Source organism: Actinocrispum wychmicini (assembly GCF_004345645.1).
Classification (GTDB): Bacteria; Actinomycetota; Actinomycetes; order Mycobacteriales; family Pseudonocardiaceae; genus Kibdelosporangium; species Kibdelosporangium wychmicini.
This window is the reverse complement of record NZ_SLWS01000014.1, coordinates 121,230-146,538: the sequence shown is the minus strand read 5'-3', so window position 1 is coordinate 146,538 and position 25,309 is coordinate 121,230. Positions and strand designations below refer to the sequence as shown.

Here is a 25,309-nt window from a genome sequence, read left to right as displayed (position 1 = left end):
GCACTCGCACACCCACTGAAGGAACGGTTCCCGCGCGGCCGACCCGCTGAACTCAGGCGCCGCCGAACGCACGTGACCAATATCGGGTCGCGTTCGAGACCCGGAAGACGGATGGTGTAGGTATGACGATCCTGCCGAGCACATCGCACTGGGGAGCGTTTCTCGCCGAAGTGGACCAGGACGGTGAGCTGCGGGTTCGGCCGCATCCGGCCGACCCGGCGCCGTCACCCCTGCTCGACAACCTCAAGGCCACGCTCGGCCACCGCAGCCGGGTCGCCGCGCCGGCCGTTCGCCGTGGCTGGCTGGAGCACGGGCCCGGCCCGGACGAGCGGCGCGGGCGGGACGAGTTCGTCGAAGTCAGCTGGGACGAAGCGTTCGACCTGGTCGCCGGCGAACTCCAGCGGATCCGCACGGACCACGGCAACCAGGCGATCTACGGCGGCTCGTACGGCTGGGCCAGCGCCGGGCGGTTCCACCACGCGCAGAGCCAGTTGCGCCGGTTCCTGAACCTGGTCGGCGGGTACACCGCGGGCAAGGGCACGTACAGCTTCGGCACGTCGATGGTGTTGCTGCCGCACGTGGTCGGCGAGGCGCACTCCGTGCTGTTCAACGGGTCCACGTGGCCGACGATCGTCCAGAACACCGAGCTGCTCGTGGCGTTCGGCGGGGTGCCGGCGAAGAACCTGTTCGTCACCCCCGGCGGGGTCACCAAGCACACCATGCCCGGCCACCTGCACGACCTGGCCAGGTCCGGAGTGGACATCGCGCTGGTCGGGCCGTTCCGCGCCGACCTTCCGTCCACAGTAGAGGCGAGATGGTATCCGGTCCGGCCGGGCACGGACACCGCGCTGATGCTCGGCCTCGCCCACACCCTGTGCGCGGAAGGGCTGCACGACAAGGACTTCCTCGACAGGTACTGCACCGGATACGACGAGTTCGAGCGGTACCTGACCGGCGGCGAGGACGGCGTGGTCAAGGACGCGGCGTGGGCCGCCGCGATCACCGAGATCCCGGCCGCGGACATCGTCGCGCTGGCCAGGCGGATGGCCAGGTCACGGACGATGATCACGGTCACCTGGTCACTGCAGCGGACCCAGCACGGCGAACAGCCGGTGTGGGCGGGGATCGCGCTGGCCGCCATGCTCGGCCAGATCGGCCTGCCCGGCGGCGGTTTCGGGCACGGCTACGGGTCCATGGGCGACGTCGGCTCGACCGGTCCGGACGTCCGGATCCCGGCCCTGCCGCAGGGGGTGAACCCGGTCAGGGAGTTCATCCCGGTCGCCCGGATCGCGGACATGCTGTTGAACCCGGGCGGACAGTACGAGTTCGACGGCTCGACGCGGACGTACCCGGACATCCGGCTGGTCTACTGGGCCGGCGGCAACCCGTTCCACCACCACCAGGACCTCAACCGGCTGCGGACCGCGTTCGCCCGGCCGGACACCGTGGTGGTGCACGAGCCGTACTGGACAGCGACCGCCCGGAACGCGGACATCGTGCTGCCCACGACGACCATGGTCGAACGGGAGGACTTCGGCGCGGGTCGACGGGACACCCACCTGATCGCGATGCACCGGATCGCCCCACCGGCCGGCCTCGCGCGGGACGACTACGCGATCTTCACGGGCCTCGCCTCGCGGATGGGCGTCTCGGCGGAGTTCACCGAGGGCCGGACCGTCCGGCAGTGGCTGGAGCACCTGTACCAGGGTCTGGGTGACGAGGTGCCGTCGTTCGACGACTTCTGGGCGGCCGGCGAACTCGTTCTCCCCCAAGGGGAAACGGACCGCACCCTGTTCGCCGACTTCCGGTCCGACCCGGACACGCACGCGTTGCCGACCCCGAGCGGACGGATCGAGATCACCTCGGCGACCGTGGCGGGCTTCGGGTACGACGACTGCCCCAGCCATCCGACCTGGCTCGAACCCGAGGACTGGCTCGGCGGCCCGCGCGCCCAGGACTTCCCGTTGCACCTGATCGCCAACCAGCCCAGCACCCGGCTGCACAGCCAACTGGACGTCGGACCGACCAGCCAGGCGGCCAAGGTCGCCGGCCGGGAAGCGATCCGGATCCACCCGGCGGACGCGGCCGCCCGCGGCATCGCCGACGGCGACATCGTGCGTGTGTTCAACGACCGCGGCGCGTGCCTGGCCGGTGCCGTGCTGTCCGAAGAACTGCGGGAACGTGTCGTGCAACTGCCGACCGGCGCCTGGTTCGACCCGGTCGCGGATCACCCCAGCGGTGCGTTGTGCGCGCACGGCAACCCGAACGTGCTGACCGCCGACCGAGGCTCCTCCCGCCTGGCCCAAGGCTGCACCGGCCAACACGCCCTGGTCCAAGTGGAACGCTTCGACGGCCCGGTCCCGCCGGTCACCGTCGGCCGCCGCCCCTGAGTCAGCGGCGGTCGGCGAGGTACTGCTTGGCCACGCGTCTTGGGGCCCGGCCCAGCCAGGCCTCCACCACGAGTTCCGCCAACTCCTTCACCTCGATCTCGTCCAGCCGGACGAGCACCGCCGGGTATCCGTCGAAGTGCGGGGTGGTGAAGTACACCTTCGGGTTGTCGGCCAGCAGCGCTGCCTTGGCACCGACGTCAGGGGTTCGGGCGGCGAGGATCGGGCCGTCCGGCGCGGACTCGCCGAGCGCCGCGATGTCCCCCTGGCGCAGCGGGCGTTCCCACACGAACAGCTTGTCCTTGACCCGCCACTGCAGGACGTCGTCCTCAGTGTCCCGTTCCTCCACCAACGGCAGCCCCATCGCGAGCCGGCGTACGTCGTCCCAGGTGCTCAATGTCGGCTCATTTCAGGTGTTCGGCGAAGAAGTCGTCGATGCGCTGCCAGGCGTCGGCGGCCGCGGTCGGTTCCGGGCCGATCCCGGCCACCCGCATCAGCGGGCGCAGGAAGCCCGGTCCGGTCTCGGCGTCGTTGAGGAACGAGTGCCCGGCCGAGGGGTACATCTTGACGTCGTGCGGAACGCCGGCCTTGGTGAGCGCCGCCTCCAGCTTGGCGGGGGCGCTGCGGAACGGCCGGTCCTTGCCGCCGTAGCTGGCGACGATCGGGCACGCACCGTCCAACGCGGAGTCCAGGTCACGCGGCAGCACCCCGTAGTTCACCGAGGACGCGTCAAAGCCCGATTTCGCCGTGAGTAAGGCGAAAGCACCGCCCATACAGAAGCCGATGATGCCGGTTTTGCCCGTACAGTCCGATGACTGGCCCAACCACTGCCGGGCCACCTCGATGTCCCGGAACGCCCGGCCCGAACCGGTCAGGACCGAACGGAACGTGCCCACCAGGCACCGCGCCGCACCACCCTGGCTGTACAGGTCGACCAGCAGCGCGAGATTGCCCGCCCCGGCGAGCCGCTCGGCCTGCCGACGCATCACGTCGTCCACGCCCCACGCCTCGTGCACCACCACGACACCGGGCCACGGGCCGTCGCCGTCGGGCTTGACGAGGTAACCCCGCAGCGGCTGCGAGCCGCCGCGCTGCCGGGCCAGCTCGGACAGGTCCACATACGGCATGTCGCGCCTCATTTCCGGATCGGCTGACCTGACCGTAGCGAGCCCAAGCCAAGTTGTCCTGTCTGACATCCCGGTAGGGTGACGACAGGCGGGTCAGCGGGTGTGGCGGAGCAGGGTTTCGTGCGGCGGGTGGCCGTATGTGTGACGGTAGTGATGGGCGAAGCGTCCAGGATGGAAGAAGCCCCAGTGGGCGGCGATCTGGGTGACGGTGGCGCCGGTGGTGGGGTCGGCGGCCATGAGTTCCTGGTGGGCGTGGTGCAGGCGGACTTGGCGCAGGTAGCCCATGGGGGTGGTGTCGCGGTGGCGGCGGAAGGCGTATTGCAGGGCGCGGATGGTGACGTGCGTGGCGGCGGCGATGTCGGCGACGGTGATGTCGTGGTGGGCGTGGTCGTCGATGAAGGCGATGGCGCGGCGCAGGGTGGCCGGGTGGGAGTCGTGACGGTCTTCAATGGTGGGATCGGTCACCGCGGTGTTGGGGAAGGCGTTCAGGACCGTTGCCGCCATCCACTGGGGGACGGTGGAAGCGATCAGCGGAGCGGCCAGGGCGGTCGGGTCGGTGAGTACGTGATCGTGCACGAACCTGATGGCGTGTCGCAGCAGCCGACCGGCGGCCGGGGAGACCGGCCGATGGCCGCTCAGCCGCACTGGCTGGTCGGTGCGGCCGGGCGCGGTCGCGGCCACCTGGGACAGCAGTGCCGGCTCCAGCGAGGTATATGTGAAGCGCACTTGCCGCACCCGGCCGGTGAAGGGCCGATCGGGCTGGGCGAGGAAGAACACCTCGCCCGGACCATACCCGCCACGCCCTCAGTCGTATGGCGGGGGAACGTGCCGGACTCCACGTCGACCAGGGCGACCGTGCCCATCGGGTGGGAGACGTAGTCGAGATCCACGCCGAGGCAGGTCGGAGACATCTTGATGGGCCCCAGCGAATGCTGGACGATCCGCATCCGGGGATGGGGGCAACGAGGGCTCAGCCGCATCGAGGTGTAGCCCGCCCTGATGAACTCGCAGATCTCGTCCAGATCGGTGCTTTCGAAAACCGTTCCCATGCTGTCCCACCGTCCGTTTCGGCGGTCAGCTTGCCCCGGCCGGCGCACAGATGGTGACGGCATCACGCGGTTGGGTGAACAGGCCTGCGCGAATTGCTCCACCCGGGCGACGCGGAGCACCGTACGGTGAATCATGAGGATTTTGCTTGTGGCGGCGACCGTTCTGGGGCTAACGGTCGCACCGGCCACCGCGTCCGCATCCGACGGCTCCTGCCCCGGCCCGAAGCCCACGGTCAGCACGTTCCTGCACAGTGCCGACTGGTACGAGAACGCCGAGTTCGACGGGCACGGGCGGATCTGGATCGCCAATCTCACCGCCAACCGGCTGGAGGCGTACGGCCCGGCCGGCGACCTTCGGGCCACGGTCCCGGTCAACGCGCCCGGGGCGATCCGCCGCGGGCCGGACGGGCTGCTGTACGCGAACTTCGGCAACAACGCGACCAGCCATGGGGCGCCGTCCGGGGTGGTTCGGTTCGACCCCGAGCACCCGCGGCCCACGGTGTACGCGACCGGGGACGCGTTCGGCTCGGCGAACGGCGCCGAGTTCGACTCCGCGGGCAACCTGTACGTCGCCGACCCGTTCGCCGGGCTGGTGAAGATCCGGCCGGGTGGGCGGGTCGACCCGGACTGGAAGACGGACCTGCCCGGGGCTGACGGCGTGGCGACGCTCGGCGGCCAGGTCTTCACGACGTTGCTGTTCGACCCGAAGTCGGCGGTGGTGCGCGTGACCCGGGCCGACGCGACCCACCCGAAGACGCTCGTGGAGCTGTCGCCGGACGGCGTCGGGAAGCTTCCCGACGACATGGCGTTCGGCCCGGACCTGCGGCTGTACGTGGCCACGTACGGCAGCGGCGAGGTCTTCCGGACGGACCTGGCCGGCCGGAAGTGTGTTCTGCTGTCCGGGCTGGACCATCCGACGTCGGTGCGGTTCGCGCAGTGGTTCGGGCGGCCCGGGGACATGTACGTGACCGAGGCGTCCGGATCGGTGCTGCGGGTCCGTCTCGGCCGATAACCGCCGGCCGGAGCCCGAAATGAGGTGATGGCCGGAAACGTCGGCATCACCCTAGGATCAGGTACCTTTCGTTGGCTTGGGGGCCTGACATGGACGAAACCGGTTCGTTACCTCGCTTCGCGGCGCGCCCGGTCGGCATCGTCGTCGCGGTACAGATCGCGGTCGCCACGGCGTTGTCGTGGCGGTATGGATTCCACCGGGACGAGCTGTACTTCGTCGCCGCGGGCAAGCGCCTGGACTGGGGGTACACCGACCAGCCGCCGATCACTCCGCTGCTCGCCCGGATCGCCACCACGGTCTTCGGGGAGACGCCGATGGGGTTGCGTGTGGTCGCGACGCTCGCCGCTGCGGCGACCGTCGTGTTGGTCGCCTTGGTGGCCAGGGAGATCGGCGCCGGCCGGACCGCGCAATGGGTGTCAGCCGCTTCGGCCGCGTTGGCGTCGTACGTTGTCGTGGTCACGCACATGGTGTCGACGACAACCATCGACATGCTTGTCTGGGTCGCGTTGGGACTCGCCGTGATGCGGCTGTTGCGGACCGGTGATCCACGGTGGTGGGTGGCGGTCGGCGCGATCATCGGGGTGGGGCTGGCGAACAAGTGGCTGGTGCTGCTGCTGGTGTCCGGGCTCGCGGTCGGTGTGGTCGTCTTCGGGCCACGGAACGTGCTGCGCAGCTGGTGGTTGGCGGTCGGGGTGCTGGTGACGCTGGCGCTCGCCGCGCCGATCATGGTGTGGCAGGCCGCGCACGACTTCCCGATGCTCACGGTGGCGTCCGGGATCAGCCAGGACGACGGCCCCGAGAACCGGATCATGTTCGTGCCCATGCAGCTCGTGTACCTGTCACCTGTGCTCGTGCCGGTGTGGATCACGGGCATCCGGCGGCTGTGGCGGCTGTCGTGGGGACGCGCGTTCGCCGTCGCCTACCCGGTTGTGTGCGTGGAGTTGTTGGTACTGGGCGGAAAACCGTACTACTCGGTGCCGTTGTTGCTGCTGTTGATGCCCGCCGGTGTTGAGCCGGTGCTGCAATGGCTGTCCCGCAGGGCGCTCTGGCGAGGCGTGGCGATCGCGGGGGCCGCGACCGGAGTGGTGGTGTCGTTGGTCGTCGGCATGCCGATCCTGCCGGCCAGCGCGTTGAACGGGCCGGTGCTCGGGGTCAACAAGGAACAAGGTGAACAGTACGGCTGGCCCGAGTTGACCTCCACCGTGGCCCGCGTGTGGCAGGAGATCCCGGCCGACCAGCGCGGCAAGGCCGTGATCCTCGGCGGGAACTACGGCGAGACCGCCGCGATCGAGTACTACGGGCCGGAGCACGGCCTGCCGCAGCCGTACTCCGGCCATATGTCCTATGCGGACTGGGGTCCGCCAGCGGATACCATGACCGGCCCGGTGGTGCTCGTCGGATACCCGAGGCAGTCCGACGCCCACCAGTTCATCCCCGGCTGTCACGTGGTCGCCACCGTCGACAACGGAATCGACCTGGACAACGAGGAACAGGGCAAGCTGGTGTCGCTCTGTTCCCCGCCGAACCAGCCGTGGTCGCGGATCTGGCCGTCGCTACGCAACTTCTACTGACGCACGGACTCGTTCCCGAGGCCTCGACGTGGCCAGAAAGGACCCGCCGAGGATGAGGACGAACGAGATGGTCGTGGTCAGGGTCAACGGCTCGTGCAGCAGGAGCACCCCGGCCGCGACCGCCACCACTGGGTTCACATAGGTGATCACCATGGCCCGCGCCGGGCCGGCCTCGCGGATCAGCTGGAAGAACAGCATGAGGCCGAGCGCGGTACACACGACCGCGAGACCGACGAGGGCGAGCAGCACGTCGACGTCCGGCATCCGCTCCGGCCAGGTCGCGATCGCCGGCGCCGTGTAGACCAACCCGGCCAGCGTCAGAGTGATGGCCGTGACCACGATCGACGGGATCTCCCGCAGCTTGCGGTCGGCGATGACCGGGGCCACCGCGTAGCCGATCGCCGTCAGCAGAACCTCCACAATGGACCACGCGTCGCCGCCGTGCAGGTTCGGCGCGGCGAGCAGCGCGACGCCGCCGAAACCGACCGCCAGCCCGGCCCACTGTTTGACGCCAAGGCGTTCGCCGAGGAACCCGACCACCACGGCGCCGATGATCGGCACGGCCGCGATCAGCAAACCGGCCATCGAGCTGGACAGGTTGTGCTCGGCGTCGGACAGCAACGCCCAGGGGCCGACCACTTCGAGGACCGCGAACGCCAGCACCCACGGCCAGTGCTTGCGCAGCGCGTCCCATCGGACCTTGCGTATCGCGATCGGTACCAGGATGGCCGCGCCGATCGCGGTCCGGGCGAAGACAAGGACAGGGACGGAAACGCCACCGACTGCCACCTTGATCATCAGGTAGGGCAGCCCCCAGATCACGCCTAACAGCGCGAACAAAACCCAACCAGTGCGTGTCACCTGATCAGCTTCGCAGCCGGCTCAGTCGCCTGTCTTGAACGCTGTTGCGAAAGGCTCCCGGTGTGACGCCGACCACACGGCGAAACCATCTGGTGAGATGGGCCTGGTCGGCGAACCCGGTCATCGTCGCGGCCTGCGCCGGCCGATACCCGTCGGCGAGCAGCAAACGCGCGCGTCCGACGCGGTACTGCGACAGCCAGGCGTACGGCGGCATCCCGATGGTTTCCCGGAACGCACGCAACAGCTGGAAGCGGGAGAGCCCCAAGTCCGCGGCGATCTGTTGCAGGCTCGGCGGGTTCAGGATGTTGCCGGCAAGGCGGTCCATAGCCGCGCGCGCCACCGCGTCGCCCGCGGTTCGCACCAATCGCGGTGGGTTCACCGCGTGCCTGTGGACCAGTTTCGCGAGCAGCCATTGCAGGCGGGACTCGGCTTCGAGCGGATCACGCCACTGGCTGAGCAGGAGATGGGTCCGCGTGGCGTCGGCCGCCAGCTCGGGGTCGTCGAAGACGAGGTCACGGAAATGCGGCGGGTCGTCCACGGACAGCATCGACCACAGTGGATACAGGACCCGGTACGCGAACCCGGTGGGACCGGCGGCCGAGCCGGTGTGCACCTCGTTCGGCTCCACCACGACCACACTGCCGGGCCCCGCGTGGTGCCGGGTGCCGCGGTAGTCGATCACCTCGACGCCTTCGAAGCACACGCCGATCGAGTACTCCTCGTGCGTGTGCGGGGCGAAGCGATGGTGGACGAAACGTGCCGTCATCATGTCCAGCGGGACGCCGTTCCCCGCGTCGACCCGTGTCCACACCGCCTGCTCCACAGCGGTGACTGTAACCACGGGATCGCGAATCCGGAAACGTGTTCACGTGACCACTTTCCGTATTCGCCGGCCGGCCCGATTCGGCCCGGTCGGTGGATTATGCGATTTCCGTCCGGGGCGTACCTTCTGGCCATGGCCCATAATCCGACATTTCCGGTCATATCATGACTATCGCGATTCTGGTTTTCGGCGGTGTGCTCGCCGGCATTCTGAATGTCGCGGCGGCCGGCGGCAGCCTGCTGTCGTTCCTGACGTTGAGCCTGGTCGGAGTGCCGCCACTGGCCGCGAACGCGACCAATCTCGCCGCCACACCGGCGAGTTTCCTCGGCGGATTCCCGAACGCGTGGCACGCCCGCAAGGAGACCCGACTGGGATTTCTCAGCGCCGTCGCCGGAACAGCTGTCGGCGTATGGCTGGTGAACAGTCTCACCGCGGATGTGTTCCGGCGGATCGCGCCGATTCTGTTGGTCGTCGCCGCGCTGGTGCTGATTCTGCAGCCGTGGTTGGGTCCGAGGGTCCAACGCCGCGCCGGCACCAGCGAAACCCATCCGGCCGCGATGACCGTGTCCCTTTTCGGGACCGGTGTCTACGCCGGCGGATTCGGCGCTGGAGTCGGCATTCTCGTGCTCGTCGTCCTCGCGTACACGACACCGTGGCCGTGGCGGACGCTGAACGGCTCGAAGAACGTCGTCTGCCTGATGACCTCGTTGGTCGGCCTCGCCGCGTTCGCCATGACCGGGCTGGTGGTGTGGCCGCTCGCGGCGGTCCTGGCCGGGTCGATGGCCGTCGGCGGCCTGCTGGGCCACTGGATCACCCGCCATGTGCCCGGCGAACTGCTGCGCGGCACGGTCGCGGTGATGGCCGCGTTCGGCGCCGGACACATGGCGGCGAGCTAGCGCACGCGTACTGGGAGCCGCGCCGGGCCGCGCAGGTTGATCCGACCGTTCCACTCGACGTCGCCGTCGAACGCCAGGTCCGGGAACCGGTCCACCAGCCGGCCGATCGCGATCTTCCCCTCCAGCCGGGCCAGTGCCGCGCCGAGACAGTGGTGCGGGCCGGCGCCGAACGACGCCTGGTGGCGGGCGTCCGGCCGGTCCAGGCGGAGTTGTTCGGCGTCCGGGCCGAAGAAGCGGTCGTCCCGGTTGGCCGACGCCAGGCAGGCGAGGACGAACGAGCCAGCCGGGATCTCCTTGTCCCGGACGGTGTGCGGCTCGATGGTGATCCGCCGGGTCTGCTGCACCGGCGAGTCGTAGCGCAGCAGCTCCTCCACCGCGTTCTCGGCCAGGTCGGGCCGGGACCTCAGCAGGGCGAACTGGTCCGGGTTGCGCAGCAGCGCGACCGTGCCGTTGGCGATCAGGTTGACCGTCGTCTCGTGGCCGGCCACGTACAGCAGGACTACCTGGGCGACCAGTTCGTCGTCGTTGAGCATCTGGCCCTCGTGTTCGGCCGTGATCAACGCGGTGAGCAGGTCGTCCGCTGGGTTCTCGCGCTTCCACGCGATCAGGCCGCGGGTGATCTCGGTGAGCTCCATGCTGGCCGCGACGATCGCCTTGACCGTCTCCTCGTCGGCGACCTCCAGCGACTTCACCAGCGTGCCGCTCAGCTCACGGACCCGGACGTGGTCGGTCGGCGGCATGCCCAGCATCTGCGAGATGATCGCGAACGGCAGCGGGAACGCCAGCTCGTCGACCAGGTCCACGCTGCCCGCGTCGGCCATCCGGTCCAGCGACTCGTCCACCTGCCGGACGATCTCCGGCTCCAGCGCGGCGATCGCGCGGCGGGTGAACACCTTGGTGACCAGCGACCGCAGCCTGGTGTGGTCCGGCGGGTCGCGGTCGAGCATCGAGTAGTTCAGGATGGCCTGCCCGACGTCGCCGGTCATCATCGTGTGGTACTGGTCGCGGACGGTCGTGTCCGCGATGTGCCTGTCCTCCACGGACAGCCCGGCCCGCAACAACGCCGAGACGTCGTCGTACTGGGACAGGAACCAGAAGCCCATCGGGCTCTCGTGCACGGGATCGTTGTCCCGTAACCGCTTGTACTGCGGGTACGGGTCCGCCAGGAAGCCGGGTTCGAACGGGTTGAACATCAGTTCGGCCGACTGGGTATCGGTCATCGCGTATCACCCCAGTGATCTGCGTGCGCTGTGTCGGTTACATACACAATGTATGACTTAGACTCCACGTATGTCCAGGAGCCTGAGCCGGCGCGAGCGGTACTCGCAGGCCACCAAGACGGCGCTGCTGGCGGCGGCCACCCGCCGGTTCGCCGACCTGGGGTTCGCGGGCACCTCACTGGAGGACGTCGCCGCCGACATCCAGGCCACCCGCGGCGCGGTGTACCACCACTTCGCCAGCAAGACAGCGCTGTTCGAGGCGGTGTTCCAGCAGCTGGAGACGGCGGCGATGGAACGCGCGGTCGCGGCCGCCGCCGGTGCGCCCGACCCGTGGCTGGCCGCGCTCGCGGCCCTGAACGTGTTCCTGGACAGCTGCTGCGACCCGGTGTACGGCAAGATCGTGTGGCAGGAGGCACCGATCGCCCTCGGCTGGCACCACTGGCGGGAGAGCGAGGAGGAGTTCTCCTTCGGGCTGGTCGAGCAACTGCTCGGGGCGATGATGGACAGCGGCATCATGGACCGGCAGCCGCTGCGAGTGACCACCCGGATCGTGTTCGCCATCCTCGGCGCCGCGGGGGTGGCGCTGGCCGACGCGCCCGAGCCCGACAAGCACCAGGTCAAGGCCGAATACACCGAGGTGATCCGGCGGATGCTGGTCGGTCTCAGACCCGCCAGCGCAACCACAGCTCAGGCGGCTTCCTGAAGACCAGTCCGACCGGCTGGGCGGGCTGGGCGATCATGACGTCTGGCAGGCCCAGCAGCGCCTTCAGGACCGCGCGTGTCTCCATCCGGGCGAGGTCGGCGGCCAGGCAGGCGTGCGGGCCGTGCGCGAACGCGAGGTGTTGGCGCGCGTTGGGCCGGTGAACGTCGAAGGTGTCCGGGTCGGCGAAGACCGCTGGGTCGCGGTTCGCGCCCGCGATCGAGACGGTGACCAGATCTCCCTGCTGGACAAGGGATCCGGCCAGCTCGACGTCCTGGGTCGCGTACCGGTCGACCACCGCGGCCGCGGGTTCAAGCCGCAACGACTCCTCCACCGCGTCGGCCAGGTCGTCGACCTCGTCCGGACAGGAAAGCACGTGCAGGGCCGCGTTCGTGATCATGCCCTCGGTGGTCTCGATGCCGCCGAACATCATCACCGCCGCGTTGGACACCACCTCGTTGTCCCGCAGCCCGGCGACCTCCCCGAGCAGCGACCCGGTCCGGCGGGTCGACCGGACACCGTCCGCGAGCCGCGCGAACGCGTCAGCCCCTGCCTGGCTCACCGGACGGCCGGCCGTCACGCCCTGCACAGCGTCCACAATGGCGTCATACCACTTCAACACGACCGCGGGATCCACTTGCAGGCCAAGGACTTCCGCGACCACCGCCACGGACAGCGGTCCCGCGACCTGACGCCGCAGTTCGCCGGAGCCGGCCGGCCGCATCCGGTCGACCAGGTCACCGGCGGTGGCGGACACGAAGTCGGCGAACCGGGACCGGACCTCAGCGGGCCGGAACGCCGGCGCGAACGGGCCGCGGTGCCGCGCGTGGTCGTTGCCGTCCAAGGAGAGCATGCTCGGCCCCACCACCCGGGCAGTGGAGAACCGGGGGTCGTCGACGGTGAACCCGACCGGGTCACGCATCACCCGCACGGCCAGGTCGTGCCTTGTCACCAACCAGCCGCCGAGCGCCGGCACCCACGCCACCGGCGCCTCCTGCCGCAGCCGTGCGAGCACCGGATGCGGGTCGTTGGTCAGTTTCTCGATCGTGACGTCCACGTTCCGACGGTAACCTGCACTGGGAGGTCACCATGCGAACGCGCCAGCAGGACCGCGACTTACCGGGCCCTGGGCCCCATCCGTGGAACGAGATCCGGCCGCACCTGTGGATGGGCGGCCATTTCTGGACCGACCCGAGCGGTGAGTTGCAGGTCGCGGTCGTGCGTGACGAGTTCGAGGTGGTGGCGAGCCTGCACACGCAGCCAGGCCACGGTCCTGGCCCCGGCGTCAACCACCGGATCCTGGAGATCCCGGACGATCCGCTGACCGCGGCCCAGATCGACCAGGTGCGGCGACTGGCCGAGGAGGTGGCGGAGTCGGTCCAGGCCGGCCGCACCACCCTGGTCCGCTGTTACGCCGGCCTCAACCGGTCCGGGCTGGTCACCGCGCACGCGTTGACGTGCCTGGGGATGGACGTCGGCGACGCGATCACCCTGATCCGGCGGCAACGGTCCCCCTTCGCGCTGCACAACTCGACGTTCGAGGACTACCTGCGAACCGGTTTGGCGGTCGCCGGCCTGGACTCCGCTTAGGGCACCCGCCGGGTCGCGGACTGAAAGGCCTTGGGGTTACGGCCATCCGGCGTCAATCGGATTGCACGGGTAGCGCCGGGGTGTCGGCCGGCGATGCCCGAAACGGGACAGGTGGTCTGTCTGGAGTCCGATGCCCTTGGGAGGGCGGATGTTTCGGTTGTCGAGGTGGACGGCGGTCGTCGCCACACTCACCCTGACCGTGTTCGGCGCGCCGGTGGCCGCGGCTGACGACTCGCCGTTCAGCTCGATCTACACGCCGACCGACGGGGTGCGCGCCGAAGTGGGCGAACCGGTCCTGCTGACCGGGGGCTCGATCATGCCGAACGGCACTGCCGCCGAGCGGGTCGAGTTGACCTTCGACGACGGCGCGACCTGGATCGGCATCGACTGGCCCACGTTGCCGTGGCACTATCTGCTCACCCCCACCCAGCCCGGCGACATCACGTTCCGCGCGCGCGGCTGGTTCGGCGACACCGTCGGGGAAACCTCGCCACCACGCACGTTCCGCGTCGGCACCGGCAGCCCCCTCGGTCCGGCCAACTGTGATCTGGGGTGCTTCTACACGTCATCGGCCTTTCCACACAACGAGCCTGACACCGACCCGGTGGAACTGGGTGTCCGGTTCACGGTCGACCGGCCCCTCCGGCTGAACGCGGCCTACCTGGTCCGCGGGACCTACCAGGGCCCGATCACGGTCCGGGTCTGGGGCCCGGACGGCACACTGCTGCACGAGCACGTCGACTCGGTCCGAGGCGAATGGCCGGCGCTCTTGTCCGCGCCGATCGATCCGCCGGTACCGCTGCAGCCGAACGTCGACTATGTGGTCTCGTACTACACACCCCAGGGCGGTTACCGGCAGAACGAGGACTTCTTCATCGGCACCCTGTTGTCGGAGACGTTCACCTTCCGCGCCGACGCGGGTGTCTTCCACTACGGCGAAGGCGGCGGGTTCCCGACGGACACGTGGGGCCACAGCAACTACGCGATCTTCCCGCATGTCATAAGGTGATCCTGGGATTCACCGGTACAGCGCGCGATGCACGGCCTTGATCGCCAACCGGTACGGACCGCCGGCCAAGCCGTGTCGTGCCAGGGCCGCTTTGGCCGCGTTGGCGCCGGGGGCGCCGTGGACCGCCCCACCGGGGTGGGCCGCGGCGCCGGCCAGGTAGAGCCGGTCGATCGGGGTGTCGGCGCGGCCGGTGCCCACGGTCGGGCGGAAGACCAGTTGTTGGTGCAGGGCGGCCGTTCCCGTGTTGATCGAGCCTTCGACCAGGCTCATGTTGTGCTCGGCCAGTTCAACCGGGCCCATCACTGAGCGGGCGACGATCTTGGCGCGGAAGCCGGGGGCGTGCTGCTCGATCGCCTGTTCCATCCGGTCGGCGCGGCGGCGGATCCGGTCCGGGGTCCATTGGCCGCGCGGCACGTGGGTGTAGGCCCAGGCGGATTCTGTTCCCTCGGGCGACCTGGTCGGGTCGGTCGTGGTCATCTGGCCCATCAGGATGAACGGGGTCCGGGGCAGCCGGCCGCAGGCCAGGTCGTTGCGGAAGGTGGCGAGGCCGTTCACGTCCGGTCCTATGTGGACTGTTCCGGCCGACGCGGCGTCCGCGACCGCCCACGGGACCGGGCCGGACAGCGCCCAGTCGACCTTGATGGTGGCGTCGTCCCAGTCGAACCGGGCCAGGTCGGCCACGAAGGCGGCCGGCAGGTGGTCAGGGCCCACCAGGTCCAGGTACAGGGCGGGCGCGGGAACATCGGCCAGGACCGCGTGCCGGGCCAGCACGACCGAGCCCGACGAGTCCCGGACACCCATGGCCCGACCGCCAGCCACCAGGACCGAGGTGACCCGCCGGCCGCACGACACCTGACCGCCGCGTTGCCGCAGCCGGGCGACCAGCGCGGCGGTGAGACTGCCCGCGCCGCCCACCGGCGCCGGGAACCCCACTTCCTGGCCGATCATGGCCATCATCCAGCCGAACACCGCGCTGCCCGCCTGATCCGGGCCGAGGTCGGTGTGCAAGGCGTTGCCGGCGAGCAGGACCTGCGCGCCTTCGCCGGTGAACCGCTCCTCCCCCATTCGGCGGGCGGTCAACGTGAACGTCCGCGCCAGTCGCAGCGCGTCCCCCACACCCAACGAACGCAACAGCCCGACCGACGCGCGGACCGGCGGGAACGGGCCGGTGATCGCGGCCATCACGGGCTCACGGATCTTCAACCACTCCGCGTACAGCTCCCGCCACGCGTCCCCGTCGCCTGCCACGAAGCTCTCCAACGACTTCGCGGTCCGGTCCAGGTCACGCGACAGCAGTACGGTCCGGTCGTCCGGCAGCACGTGCGCGAGCACTTCCGGGGCGTGCGTCCAGCGCAGCCCATGCCGCTCCAACTCCAACGCCTGTAAGACCGGCGACACCGCCGCGACCGGGTAGAACGAGCTGCACAGGTCGTTGCGGAACCCGGGTGCGGTGATCTCGGCGGTCCGCACCGACCCGCCCGGCTCGTCCGCCGCCTCCAGGACCAGCACCGACCAGCCCGCGTCGGCGAGCAGGTTCGCCGCCACCAGACCGTTGGGACCTGATCCGATCACCACCGCGTCGACCGCCATGCCGTCCATTATTACGACGGAAGCATCAGGCATCAGGTCCGTGGCGTGATCTTCCGACGCATCAACTGGGCCACGGGTTCCACGACACGTGCCGCGACAGGCCCGAGAATCGCCATGAGCAGCACGTATGCCGTGGACAGCGCGGCCAGTTCCGCGTCGACAGCGCCCGCGCTGACCGCCAGACCCGCGATCACGATCGAGAACTCTCCGCGCGCCACCAGGGCGGCACCCGCTCGCGCGCGTGCCATCCGGGAGAGGTGACGCGCGGCGAACCACCCGGTCGCGACCTTGGTCGCCACGGTGACCGCGGCCAGCGCGATCGCGTAGCCGAGGACGGGCGGGATCGTCGCCGGGTCCGTGTTCAGCCCGAAGGCCACGAAGAACATGGCCGCGAACAGGTCCCGCAACGGCTCCAGCATCTTGGTGGCGTTGTGCGCGGTCGACCCGGAGATCGCGATGCCCAGCAGGAACGCGCCGACCGCGGCGGACACCTGAAGTTGGGCCGCGACCCCGGCGACGAGCAGCGCCGCACCGAGCACGCGCAGCAGGAACACCTCGGAGTCCGGGCTGTCCAGCGCCATCGACACGAACCGGCCGAACTTCAACGCGATGATGAGCACGATCGTGATCACCACGAGGGACACACCCACCGCGGTGAGCCCGCCGAGCAGCGTCGCCCCGGCCAACAGCGCGGTCAGGATCGGCAGGTAGACGGCCATCGCCAGGTCTTCGAACACCAGCAGCGACAGCACCATCGGCGTTTCCCGGTTGCCGAGCCGGCCCAGGTCGCCGAGGACCTTCGCGATGATCCCGGACGACGACACGTACGTCACCCCGGCCATCGTGATCGCGCCGACCGGCCCCCACCCGAGCAGCAACGCGACCGCCACCCCGGGGGTGGCGTTCAGCAGGATGTCGACCACGCCCGCCGGCCACGACCGCCGCATGCCCGTGACCAGCTCGTTCGCCGAGTACTCCAGGCCGAGCAGCAACAGCAGCAGGATGACGCCGATCTCGCCCGCGAGGTGCGCGAACTCGTCGATGCCGTGCAGCGGGATCAGCCCGCCCGAGCCGAACGCCAGGCCGCCGAGCAGGTAGAACGGGATCGGCGAGATCCCGATCCGCCACGCCAGCCGGCCGAGCACGCCGAGCCCGAAGAAGACCGCGCCCAGTTCGATCAGGGAGATCGCCGTGTCCGCTGTGTCCGCCATCGACTCAGCCGTGTTCGAGCAGGTCGGCGGCGCGGGCGAGGCCGTCGGACGTGCCCACTGTCACCAGCATGTCGCCGCCGGCCAGCGCGAAGTCCGGCCGGGGCGACGGATGCACGGTCCCGCCGCGCACGACCGCCACCACGGACACCGCCGTCCGGGTCCGCAACGCCGTGTCGCCCAGTGTGCGACCGTCGAACGGCGAGGCCGGCGCCAGCGGGAGCTGACGCGTCGTGATCCCGGTCTGTTCCTCGATCCGGCTCACCAGGTGCGGCGCGCCCAGGAGGGTCGCCAGCGTGCCGGCCTCCTCCTGGGTGAGCGGGACCGACACGCCGCACGAGTCCGGGTCGTCCTGCTTGGACACGATCAGTTCGACCCGGCCGTCCCTGGTGGTGACCACCCCGATCCGGCGGTTGCCACGGGACACGAAATCCTGGCGTGTGCCTATGCCCGGCAGGGGTGTCACCTCAACGTCCACACCGTCCACCATAACAAGGAGGGTCCGGCCGCGCCGGACCCTCCAAAGTGGAGCTTATGGCAGTGAGTTGAGGAACGGCCGCATGGCGTTCTGGAACTCCGATCCGGAGAACCGGTCCCAGTTGACCGACCACGTCATGATGCCGCGGAATCCCGGCGTCGGCCCGCCCCGCAAGGTGTATCCGCCGCAGTTCTGCCCGCTGGTCAGGCACGTGATCGCCTGCTGGTTCTGGGCGGGCGAGATGAACCCGTTGCCGGCGTTGACCGTCGCCGGCACGCCGAACGCGATCTGGTCCGGCCGCAGGCCGGGGAACTTGATCCCGGTGTTGGCCACGGTGAACCCGGCCTTGAGCATGTCGGTCATGGCGATGTGGAAACTGGCGTCGCCCATCTGATGGAACTGGTTGTCCAGCCCGGTGACCGGACCGGAGTTGTAGTCCTGCACGTGCAGCACGGTCAGGTCGTCACGCATGGCGTAGATCACCGGCAGGTACGCGCCGGTCCGGTTGTCGCCGCCGTTCGCGCCGCCGTAGAACTGGTAGCCGACCTGGACGAAGAACGTCTCCGGCGCCATCGTGAGCACGAACTTGGCGCCGTACTTGGACTTCAGCGTGCGCAGCGCGGAGATGAGATTGACGATCACCGGCGTGGTCGGGCTGCGGAAGTCGGTGTCGCCGGCGTTGAGCGACAACGAGTGGCCTTCGAAGTCGACGTCCAGCCCGTCCAGCCCGTACTTGTCGATGATCGCCGACACCGAGCTGACGAACCGGTCCCGCGCGCCGGTCGTGGTCAGCTGAACCTGGCCGTTCTGGCCGCCGATGGACAGCAGGATCTTCTTTCCCTTGGCCTGTTTCGCCTTGATCGCGGCGATGAACGCGGCCTCGGTCTCCACGTTGGCGCACTCGCTGACCGGGCACGGGGCGAAGTGGATGTTGCCGGACGTGGGCGTGTCGGGCTCGCCGAACGCGAGGTCGATGATGTCCCACGCGTCGGGCACGTCGGCCATCCGGATGTAGCCGGAGCCGTTGGCGAAGCTCGTGTGCAGGTAGCCGATCAGCGCGTGTTTCGGCAGGCCGGTGTTGGTACAGCCGGTGGTGAACGCGGAGACCTCAGCGGTGTGCACGGACTCGCCGGCCGTGTTGAACGCCGCGACCGCGTACGAGTGGCCGCTGCACGCCGTCAGGCCGGTGATCGTGGTGCTCGTGCCTGTGACGGTCGCGCGGACAGTGCTGCCCTCGTAGACGCGGTACCCGGTGACGGTTCCCGCGGACGCGCCCCACGACAGGGCGACGGACGTGTCGGTGACCGTGCCGACCGTCGGATTCCCAGGCGTGGCAGGGGTTCCCGGTGTGTTGCCGCCGGGGCCGTCCAGGACCACGTCGTCGGCGTTGTACGTGCCGGCGCCGTACCAGCCGTGCAGGAACAGTTGGGCGCTGGTCTGGTTCGCGGCGCTCGTGAACGTCAGGGACAGCTGGGCGTAGCTCGCGGCGTTGGTCCATGTGGACGGGCCGCCGGTGATGCCGAGATACACCGGGTTTCCGCGCACCCAGGCGGAAACGGTGTAGGTCGTACTCGGTTGGACGGACACGGTCTGGGTGCACTGGCCGATGTCCTGGCCGCCGGCCGTGGCGGCCAGCGCGAAGGAGCCGGAGTGCACCGGACTGGCCACGGCGGTGGCGGTGGCGCAGGTCCAGCCGGACGTGGACCCGAGCTCGAATCCGGGGTTGGCCAGCAGGTTGGCGGCGTTCGCGGCGGTGCCGGCGGCGACCAGCCCGGCGGCGGTCAACAGAAGGGTGGCGACGAATGCGGACAGGCGTGATCGCATGCGGTCCTCCAGGCAGGGGGAAAGGAATACCGCTGTTCGATATTGTCTAGACCAATGCTGGCCGGTTGTCTAGGGCCGGTATCGACGTCCCCGTTCGATGAGAGTCGGGATCGGGGCGGTTCCTGGGGTCGCCGGCGGGACGCCGCGAAGACTGGTTGTCTTTGGGCGTTCCGCCGGTGGCGCCAGGGACCGCATCCGGCCCGGCTATCGCGGACGGGGACGTCGATACCGGCCCTGGTGGTCCTGCCCGGACAACGTGGCCAGGGTGCGGGTCACGATCGGGGAGGTGTGGAAGGCCCGCGCGACCTGGCCCAGCCAGGCGACCTCGCTCGCCACCGCGCCGTCCAGGGCGGCCGGGGTGGTCATCGGTGGTTCCGGGTGCTCGCTCGGCGGCCGGCCGGTGGCCTTGGCGGCGAGGGCGGCGGCCAGGGTCGCGGCTTCGACCACGGCGGCGACCCGCCGGTCGGAGAGCCCCGCGTACCGGCCGAGGGTCCCTGCGATCCGGGCCGCGCGTGGGTCGACGTACGGGCGCAGCGCGAGTTGGGCGTCGCGGATCTCGATCACCTGACGGTAGAGGCGAAGCCGCACGTCACCCCCGGTCGTCGGCGGGAACAGCGCGATGTCCGGACTGGCCTGGTACACCGCGTGCCAGAGCGGCCGCAGCCGCCGCAGCGCGCGGTTGTCGGCGACCCGCTGCCATTTCGGCCCCAGCGACGGGATCACCGACCCGGTGATCACCAACATGTCGGCGGTGAGATACATCGGCCGGACCGTGGCCGCCGCCCAACTGTCGACGTCCACCCCGAATTCGGGCAACGTGAACGTCACCGCGAATGTCACCACGTAGACCAGTGCGACGACACACCCGGCGGTGAGAACGCGCAGCCCGGTCCGGAGGAATCGTTGTTCGGTGAGCCCGGCGTAGCGCAGGCACATCCGGATCACGGCGATCAGCGTGCCGCCCAGGTAAAGCGAATGGAGATACAGGTAAAGATACGGACTGGGCAGAACCGGGAGATGCCCGGTCATGGTCCGCGGGTCGCCGTGGAAGAAGTGCGGATCCGGCGGGCTGAGCACGAACAGGACGATTATCGCGACGAGTGTCGCCACCATGGCCCGATACCGCCAACGCGCCTGGGAAAGCGCCTGCTCGGGCGGCTGGTACACGCGGATGAGGAAGACCTGGCCGGCGCCGGCCGCGACCAGTACCGCGCAGTCGCTGACGAATCCGCCCAACTGCGGGATTCCGATGAGCCGGTCGAGGGCCGGGACGAACGGCAGCACACCGACGCTGACCGCGATCGCGGCCAGCAGAAGACACAACGCCCGTAATGACCGGTCGCCCGGGTTTCGCGTGAGTTCCCGGAGCCGGTACGCCAACGCGGCCACGCATCCGGCCGTGACCAGCAGGAAGAAGGCCGTACTCACAACGCCGTGCTCACAAGCTCGATTCCAGGCGGCGCAACGCCTCCGCGGTGGACCGGTCCAACGCGGCCGGAGTGCCTGGCCGGGCGGCGCGTTCCAGGATCAGGCACGCCAGCATCTCCGCCTCCAGTTCCTCGTCGGTCGGATAGCCCGTCCGGCCGAGCACCCGGCGGACCATTACCGGGTCCAGGGTCGGGAACAGGCGGGCCAGGTGGCTGTCGTCGAGTCGCGACGCCGATTCGTGCCCGCAGAGCAGATGGCCTATTTCGTGCAGCGCTATGTGCGTCTGGTGCAACGGAGTGGTCGCCTGCTCGTAGACGATGTAGTCACGCAGTTCACCGCAGATCCACATGCCGGATGGACTGGGCGCGCCCATCGACATCGGGATCAACAGAATCGGCCGGCCGCGGCGCGCGCCCAGCCGCTCGCAGAAAACGGTGAGGTCGAACGGATTCGGGATGAAGACGTCCGCGAGTCGGGCGTCACACCATTCGCGGAGCGCGGTCAGGTCCACGGCACACCCCCGTGTCGCAGCCTACCTTTTCTCGCCGCTCCGCGGTGTTTTCCCTTCCAGTTCGCTGACCCGGGAGATCACCTCGTACACGGTCCGCAGGCTCTCCGGCGACAGTCCGGCCGCCCGTAACGCGACGCCTCGAACTCCGGCGTCGTTCATGGCGGTGAGCAGGGCCAGTTCGGCCTCGACGCGGTTGGTCATCTCGTCGTCGAAGAAATACGCGGCCGGCACGCCGAAGAACCGGGCGAGCGCGGTGAGGTGTTTGAGCGTGGGGTTGTCCCGCTGGCCGGTGCGCAGGTACCAGATATAGGACGACGAGATGGTCTCGCCCTGCTGGCTGACCAGCGCGGCGACCTCCTCGTTGCCGTACTCCCGGCCGTCCGGCCGGCGGACAGTGTGGAACAGGTGTTCCAGCTTCTGTCCCACGGTCCGCCGCGGCGCCGACTCAGACTCCACATCTTGGACTCTAGTGGACAGGTGAGCGATTGGCTTCACGTCGGTTGACACGACCGCTAGGGTTTTCACTGAGGTGAGAAGCTGGCCCCAGTTGTTCATCTCAGTCGCAGTATTTCGAGGTCGCAGTATTTCGAGAGGGAGGGACCGGGGCGGCGGCCCAGGAGCGCGGGCCGCCGCCCCGTCACCCGGCGAGCGCGATGGTGTGCCCGCTGTGCTCCACTTTGGCGCGCAGGTAGCTCAGGTTGTTGGCGGTGGTGAACACGCCGGTGGGCACGTGGTCGCGCACGACGATCCCGTGCGCGGCCAACTGGTCGGCCTTGTCCGGGTTGTTGGACAGCAGGTCGATGGTGTCGACGCCGAGCGCCGTGAGCATCTGGGCGGCGGCGGTGTAGTCGCGGCCGTCCTCGGGCAGGCCGAGTGCCATGTTGGCCTCGAAGGTGTCCAGACCGCGGTCCTGCAGGGCGTACGCGTCGAGCTTGTTGTAGAGGCCGATGCCGCGACCTTCCTGCCGTAGGTACAGCAACACTCCCCCGGCCGTCGAGATCCGTTCCACCGCCTCCCGCAGCTGCGGGCCGCAGTCGCATCGGGCGGAGCCGAACACGTCCCCGGTCAGGCACTCCGAGTGCATCCGCACCAGTGGCCGGCCGGTCGGCACCCCGAAGACGAGGGCGACGTGCTCGGCCCCGTCGGCCAGCCCACGGAACGTGACCGCGTCCGCGGTGGTCGAGTAGCCATCGTTGAAGCGCAACGGAATACGAACCCGGGTCCGGACGGTTGCACTCATGGTCGCTCCGATCACCAACTCGTTCAACTTTCAACCAACACTACATGATGGTTCGAATGTGAACTACTGGTGTGACGTCCCCGACAGGACAGACAGCCCGGGAGTCGGGCGACGTCACCCGGTCGGGTAGCGCCGACGTCCACCGTGGACGGGCGGTGTGTCACTAGGGTTTCCGGCATGCGGAGCTGGATCGTGGGCGCGGCGGGCGTCCTGGCGGCCATGGTGGTCATTCCGCCGGCACAGGCTGGCGAGCAGCTGATGCTGCCGGACCTGCGGCAGGCCCCGCCCGGTTGTCCCGGCGGGTACGACGGCGACCCGAACCGTTGCTGGGACTGGGATGTCTGCATGGTCGCCGACGCGGACGCGCCGAACGGCAACTGTGTGACCGATGGGGACGTCCGCGCGGTCCGCCTACGGTTCACCACCGCCGAGGACAACATCGGCGACGGCCCGCTCCTGCTGTACGGGCACCGCGACGCCGGCGCCACAATGCAGGTGCGCCAAGCGATCCAGTCCGGCCGGCACGGACCGATCCCGGGTTCGTACGGCGACGCGCGCCAGGCCACGACCACGTCGATGTACTACGAACCCGCGCCCATGCACCAACACTGGCACCTGATGAACTTCGAACGGATGCAGCTGCGCACCCCGAACGGCGACATCGTGGTGACGGACCGCAAGAACGGCTTCTGCCTGGGCGACCGCTACAAAGTCCCGGACACCGTCGAAAGCGGCGACGACACGCCCGAACACAACCTCGCGCTTTTCCTGCGCGACAACATGTGCGGCCATCACAACACGGCGGCGACCGACATCAAGGCCGGCATCTCGGCCGGTCAGGGCGACGACTACCGCTTCGACGTGGACTTCCAGTGGCTGGACATCACCCACGTCCCGTCCGGCACGTACGACCTGGTGAACACTGTGGACTCCGACCACACGCTGCTGGAGAAGGACTACACCAACAACTCCTCGGCCGCGGTGTTCAGCATCCAGTGGCCGCGCTACGCCAAGAACGCGCCCGCGGTCATCACCGAGCCGCCCCGGGTCAGGCTGCTGCGCAGTTGCCCGGGACGGGAACGGTGTGCCGCGTCAGGCTGACAGGTGTTCGTAGGGGGTCTGCTCGCCGGCCTCCACCGCGAACGGCAGCCGGTTTCCCTCTGGCGGCAACGGACATGTGGCGAAGACGGTGAACGCGCACGGCAGGTTGACCGCGCGGTTGAAGTCGAGCACGACCGATCCGTCGTCGCCGACGTCCACCGCGAGCGACCGGTTCGCCGCGTAGGTCGTGACCCCGCTGGTGGCGTCGGTGAACAGGATGCTCAGGCCGCTGGTCTTGCCGTTGAAGGCCGTCAGTGTGTGCTCGGTGCCGCCGTGGGTGAACCGGACGATGCCGGGCGCGGTGTACACGTGGCTGAGTCCTTCGACGACAGCGCCGACCGTGGTGGGACGCGGAGTGTCGAACGGCTCGAACCGCCCGGCCACCACCCAGTCCGAGTTCGGCTCGTACGACGGCACACCGCGGAAGTCCCGCAGCGCCTGCGCCTTCGGGTCGTGCACCCGGATCAGGTAGCCGGACCTGCGGGCGACCTCGATCTCCACGTCGCCGGCCGCGACCCGGGTGCCCGGGCCGCTGTTGACCAGCTCGAACCGGCGCACCCCGGTGAGCCGCTGCCCGTCGTGGAACAGTTCGGCGCCCTGGGGGTCGACGTAGGCCGCGTCGGCGTCCTGCCACCACGCTCCGGGTAGCTCGCCGTACGTGCGTGGGGTGTCGTCGAGCCAGTCCAACGACACCAGCGCCAGCCAGCCGTACGGCTCGGCCAGGTCCCGCTCGCGGTCGGTCTTCCAGTCCTGCCATTCCTGCGCGTACGTCATGTCCGCTCCCTTCCACCAGGGAGAACAATACGGGCGGCGATCTGTTCCTTGTCCCATCCTGTGGACAGGCTGCCGGACACCACCTTGGCCGGCGTGAACCGGACGCGCCGGTCCTGGTTCCACTCGATCGCCGCGTTCCCGGACAGGTGCAGCGTGCGGCCGGTGTCGAAGTCGATGAACAGCAGGGCCGCGCCGCTGTCGACGGCGAGGTTTCCCAGGCTGTTGAACATGTTGTTGCCCGGATAGTCCGGCCACACCAGGTCGCCGCCGTGGACGGTCACGAACCCGGGCTCGCCGCCGCGATGGGACGAGTCGACACCCCGGCTCGGGTGCGCGGTGCCGAGGAAGAACGTGTCCGCGTGCTCGATCAGGCGCACGTGGTCGGCTTCCAGGCTGTCGCTCCAGACCGCCGCGACGGGGTTCGGCGCGGGGTGCACGAATCGCGGGTGGATGAACCGTGGGCAGTTGCCGTACGCCTGGTCGACCACGATCGACAGTCCACTGTGGTCTGTCGCGTCGACGGTGCCGTTGATCCGGATCCGCCGCCGGGTCGCGAAGTCGATCACGATCATGCCGACGTCCTGACCGGCCGTCAGGGCCGCCAGCGGCTCGCCCGGCAACGCTGCCACCCGCAGCACGTCCGGGGCGTCGACGGCGAGGAAGCCGGGGCGGCCGAGCACGGGGACCGTCCACAGCCGGCCGTCCCGGTCGCGTGCGGTCAGCACGAGCAGGTCGCGTTCGGCCAGGAAGAGCCGGGCGCCGCCGGTGAGATCCGGGGGCGCGAGCATCCCGGTGAGCCGGTCGGCCATGTCCCCGACACCGGCCTGACGCTGCACGGCGAGTTCGCCCTCGTGGAAACCCATCCGAACCCCTAATGCTTGAGGCGGCTGTCAATCATTAGCGTATCATC

Annotated in this window: 25 protein-coding genes; 8 read left to right on the top strand and 17 right to left on the bottom strand. The window is 69.4% G+C overall.

Features of this window, described 5'->3' with window-relative positions; all coding sequences use genetic code 11:
- Window positions 1-122: 122 nt before the first annotated feature.
- Window positions 123-2,390 (top strand): molybdopterin-dependent oxidoreductase, encoded by a 2,268-nt coding sequence (locus EV192_RS45655; RefSeq protein ID WP_132125015.1) that lies wholly within the window; start codon window positions 123-125, stop codon window positions 2,388-2,390.
- Window position 2,391: 1 nt separating this feature from the next.
- Here EV192_RS45655 and EV192_RS45650 read toward each other — a convergent pair whose 3' ends face one another.
- The 3 genes from EV192_RS45650 to EV192_RS45640 all read right to left on the bottom strand — a co-directional run bounded on the left by EV192_RS45650 (window position 2,392) and on the right by EV192_RS45640 (window position 4,240).
- Window positions 2,392-2,784, bottom strand: coding sequence for an MmcQ/YjbR family DNA-binding protein (locus EV192_RS45650; protein WP_132125014.1), 393 nt, complete (start codon window positions 2,782-2,784; stop codon window positions 2,392-2,394).
- A 7-nt stretch (window positions 2,785-2,791) separates the two neighbouring features.
- Window positions 2,792-3,514 carry a dienelactone hydrolase family protein gene (locus EV192_RS45645; protein WP_132125013.1) on the bottom strand — a complete coding sequence of 241 codons (723 nt, stop codon included), beginning with the start codon at window positions 3,512-3,514 and terminating at the stop codon, window positions 2,792-2,794.
- Between the two features lie 93 nt (window positions 3,515-3,607).
- Window positions 3,608-4,240 carry a helix-turn-helix transcriptional regulator gene (locus tag EV192_RS45640; protein ID WP_243727490.1) on the bottom strand — a complete coding sequence of 211 codons (633 nt, stop codon included), beginning with the start codon at window positions 4,238-4,240 and terminating at the stop codon, window positions 3,608-3,610.
- 456 nt (window positions 4,241-4,696) lie between these two features.
- On the opposite strand from EV192_RS45640, the gene EV192_RS45635 reads away from it, so the two are divergent.
- Both EV192_RS45635 and EV192_RS45630 read left to right on the top strand, forming a co-directional pair.
- The gene (locus EV192_RS45635; RefSeq protein WP_132125012.1) at window positions 4,697-5,575 is read left to right on the top strand and encodes an SMP-30/gluconolactonase/LRE family protein; all 879 of its coding nucleotides are present in this window, start codon (window positions 4,697-4,699) and stop codon (window positions 5,573-5,575) included.
- Between the two features lie 89 nt (window positions 5,576-5,664).
- Window positions 5,665-7,146, top strand: a complete 1,482-nt coding sequence (locus EV192_RS45630) for an ArnT family glycosyltransferase (RefSeq protein WP_132125011.1) — start codon at window positions 5,665-5,667, stop codon at window positions 7,144-7,146.
- Here the strand turns inward: EV192_RS45630 and EV192_RS45625 are convergent.
- Window positions 7,129-8,007 (bottom strand): DMT family transporter, encoded by an 879-nt coding sequence (locus tag EV192_RS45625; protein ID WP_132125010.1) that lies wholly within the window; start codon window positions 8,005-8,007, stop codon window positions 7,129-7,131. The genes EV192_RS45630 and EV192_RS45625 overlap by 18 nt on opposite strands.
- A gap of 4 nt (window positions 8,008-8,011) precedes the next feature.
- Window positions 8,012-8,830 (bottom strand): helix-turn-helix domain-containing protein, encoded by an 819-nt coding sequence (locus EV192_RS45620; RefSeq protein ID WP_207926763.1) that lies wholly within the window; start codon window positions 8,828-8,830, stop codon window positions 8,012-8,014.
- 164 nt (window positions 8,831-8,994) lie between these two features.
- On the opposite strand from EV192_RS45620, the gene EV192_RS45615 reads away from it, so the two are divergent.
- On the top strand, window positions 8,995-9,726 hold the full coding sequence (locus EV192_RS45615) for a sulfite exporter TauE/SafE family protein (RefSeq protein WP_132125009.1): 732 nt from the start codon (window positions 8,995-8,997) through the stop codon (window positions 9,724-9,726).
- Here EV192_RS45615 and EV192_RS45610 read toward each other — a convergent pair.
- Complete coding sequence (locus tag EV192_RS45610) at window positions 9,723-10,946, bottom strand: cytochrome P450 (protein ID WP_132125008.1); 1,224 nt, start codon at window positions 10,944-10,946, stop codon at window positions 9,723-9,725. The two genes, EV192_RS45615 and EV192_RS45610, sit on opposite strands and share 4 nt — an antisense overlap.
- A gap of 70 nt (window positions 10,947-11,016) precedes the next feature.
- On the opposite strand from EV192_RS45610, the gene EV192_RS45605 reads away from it, so the two are divergent.
- Window positions 11,017-11,649 carry a TetR/AcrR family transcriptional regulator gene (locus EV192_RS45605; protein ID WP_132125007.1) on the top strand — a complete coding sequence of 211 codons (633 nt, stop codon included), beginning with the start codon at window positions 11,017-11,019 and terminating at the stop codon, window positions 11,647-11,649.
- Here EV192_RS45605 and EV192_RS45600 read toward each other — a convergent pair.
- Window positions 11,609-12,703: a cytochrome P450 gene (locus EV192_RS45600; protein ID WP_207926761.1), complete on the bottom strand. Its 1,095-nt coding sequence runs from the start codon at window positions 12,701-12,703 to the stop codon at window positions 11,609-11,611. The two genes, EV192_RS45605 and EV192_RS45600, sit on opposite strands and share 41 nt — an antisense overlap.
- A gap of 32 nt (window positions 12,704-12,735) precedes the next feature.
- Here EV192_RS45600 and EV192_RS45595 point away from each other — a divergent pair, with 32 nt between their 5' ends.
- Both EV192_RS45595 and EV192_RS45590 read left to right on the top strand, forming a co-directional pair.
- Complete coding sequence (locus tag EV192_RS45595) at window positions 12,736-13,236, top strand: protein-tyrosine phosphatase family protein (protein ID WP_132125006.1); 501 nt, start codon at window positions 12,736-12,738, stop codon at window positions 13,234-13,236.
- 148 nt (window positions 13,237-13,384) lie between these two features.
- A complete protein-coding gene (locus tag EV192_RS45590; RefSeq protein ID WP_165960946.1) occupies window positions 13,385-14,245 on the top strand; it encodes a DUF4082 domain-containing protein in 861 nt (286 codons plus the stop codon).
- 9 nt (window positions 14,246-14,254) lie between these two features.
- Here EV192_RS45590 and EV192_RS45585 read toward each other — a convergent pair whose 3' ends face one another.
- The 8 genes from EV192_RS45585 to EV192_RS45550 form a co-directional block, all read right to left on the bottom strand.
- Window positions 14,255-15,844 carry a phytoene desaturase family protein gene (locus EV192_RS45585; RefSeq protein ID WP_132125004.1) on the bottom strand — a complete coding sequence of 530 codons (1,590 nt, stop codon included), beginning with the start codon at window positions 15,842-15,844 and terminating at the stop codon, window positions 14,255-14,257.
- Window positions 15,845-15,867: 23 nt separating this feature from the next.
- Window positions 15,868-17,046 (bottom strand): cation:proton antiporter, encoded by a 1,179-nt coding sequence (locus EV192_RS45580; RefSeq protein WP_132125003.1) that lies wholly within the window; start codon window positions 17,044-17,046, stop codon window positions 15,868-15,870.
- Between the two features lie 4 nt (window positions 17,047-17,050).
- Window positions 17,051-17,521: a cation:proton antiporter regulatory subunit gene (locus tag EV192_RS45575; protein WP_165960945.1), complete on the bottom strand. Its 471-nt coding sequence runs from the start codon at window positions 17,519-17,521 to the stop codon at window positions 17,051-17,053.
- Between the two features lie 54 nt (window positions 17,522-17,575).
- The gene (locus tag EV192_RS45570; RefSeq protein ID WP_132125001.1) at window positions 17,576-19,345 is read right to left on the bottom strand and encodes a chitinase; all 1,770 of its coding nucleotides are present in this window, start codon (window positions 19,343-19,345) and stop codon (window positions 17,576-17,578) included.
- Between the two features lie 204 nt (window positions 19,346-19,549).
- Window positions 19,550-20,773: an MAB_1171c family putative transporter gene (locus EV192_RS45565; RefSeq protein ID WP_132125000.1), complete on the bottom strand. Its 1,224-nt coding sequence runs from the start codon at window positions 20,771-20,773 to the stop codon at window positions 19,550-19,552.
- Window positions 20,774-20,783: 10 nt separating this feature from the next.
- On the bottom strand, window positions 20,784-21,284 hold the full coding sequence (locus EV192_RS45560; RefSeq protein ID WP_207926759.1) for a hypothetical protein: 501 nt from the start codon (window positions 21,282-21,284) through the stop codon (window positions 20,784-20,786).
- Between the two features lie 21 nt (window positions 21,285-21,305).
- Complete coding sequence (locus tag EV192_RS45555) at window positions 21,306-21,740, bottom strand: helix-turn-helix domain-containing protein (RefSeq protein WP_132124999.1); 435 nt, start codon at window positions 21,738-21,740, stop codon at window positions 21,306-21,308.
- A 181-nt stretch (window positions 21,741-21,921) separates the two neighbouring features.
- The gene (locus EV192_RS45550; protein ID WP_132124998.1) at window positions 21,922-22,524 is read right to left on the bottom strand and encodes a GTP cyclohydrolase II; all 603 of its coding nucleotides are present in this window, start codon (window positions 22,522-22,524) and stop codon (window positions 21,922-21,924) included.
- A 177-nt stretch (window positions 22,525-22,701) separates the two neighbouring features.
- Here EV192_RS45550 and EV192_RS45545 point away from each other — a divergent pair, with 177 nt between their 5' ends.
- Window positions 22,702-23,625 carry a lysyl oxidase family protein gene (locus tag EV192_RS45545; protein ID WP_132124997.1) on the top strand — a complete coding sequence of 308 codons (924 nt, stop codon included), beginning with the start codon at window positions 22,702-22,704 and terminating at the stop codon, window positions 23,623-23,625.
- Here EV192_RS45545 and EV192_RS45540 read toward each other — a convergent pair.
- Window positions 23,617-24,399, bottom strand: a complete 783-nt coding sequence (locus tag EV192_RS45540) for a DUF1684 domain-containing protein (RefSeq protein WP_132124996.1) — start codon at window positions 24,397-24,399, stop codon at window positions 23,617-23,619. The genes EV192_RS45545 and EV192_RS45540 overlap by 9 nt on opposite strands.
- A complete protein-coding gene (locus tag EV192_RS45535; RefSeq protein ID WP_132124995.1) occupies window positions 24,396-25,262 on the bottom strand; it encodes a pyridoxamine 5'-phosphate oxidase family protein in 867 nt (288 codons plus the stop codon). Before EV192_RS45535 ends, EV192_RS45540 begins: the two co-directional genes overlap by 4 nt.
- Window positions 25,263-25,309: the final 47 nt, after the last annotated feature.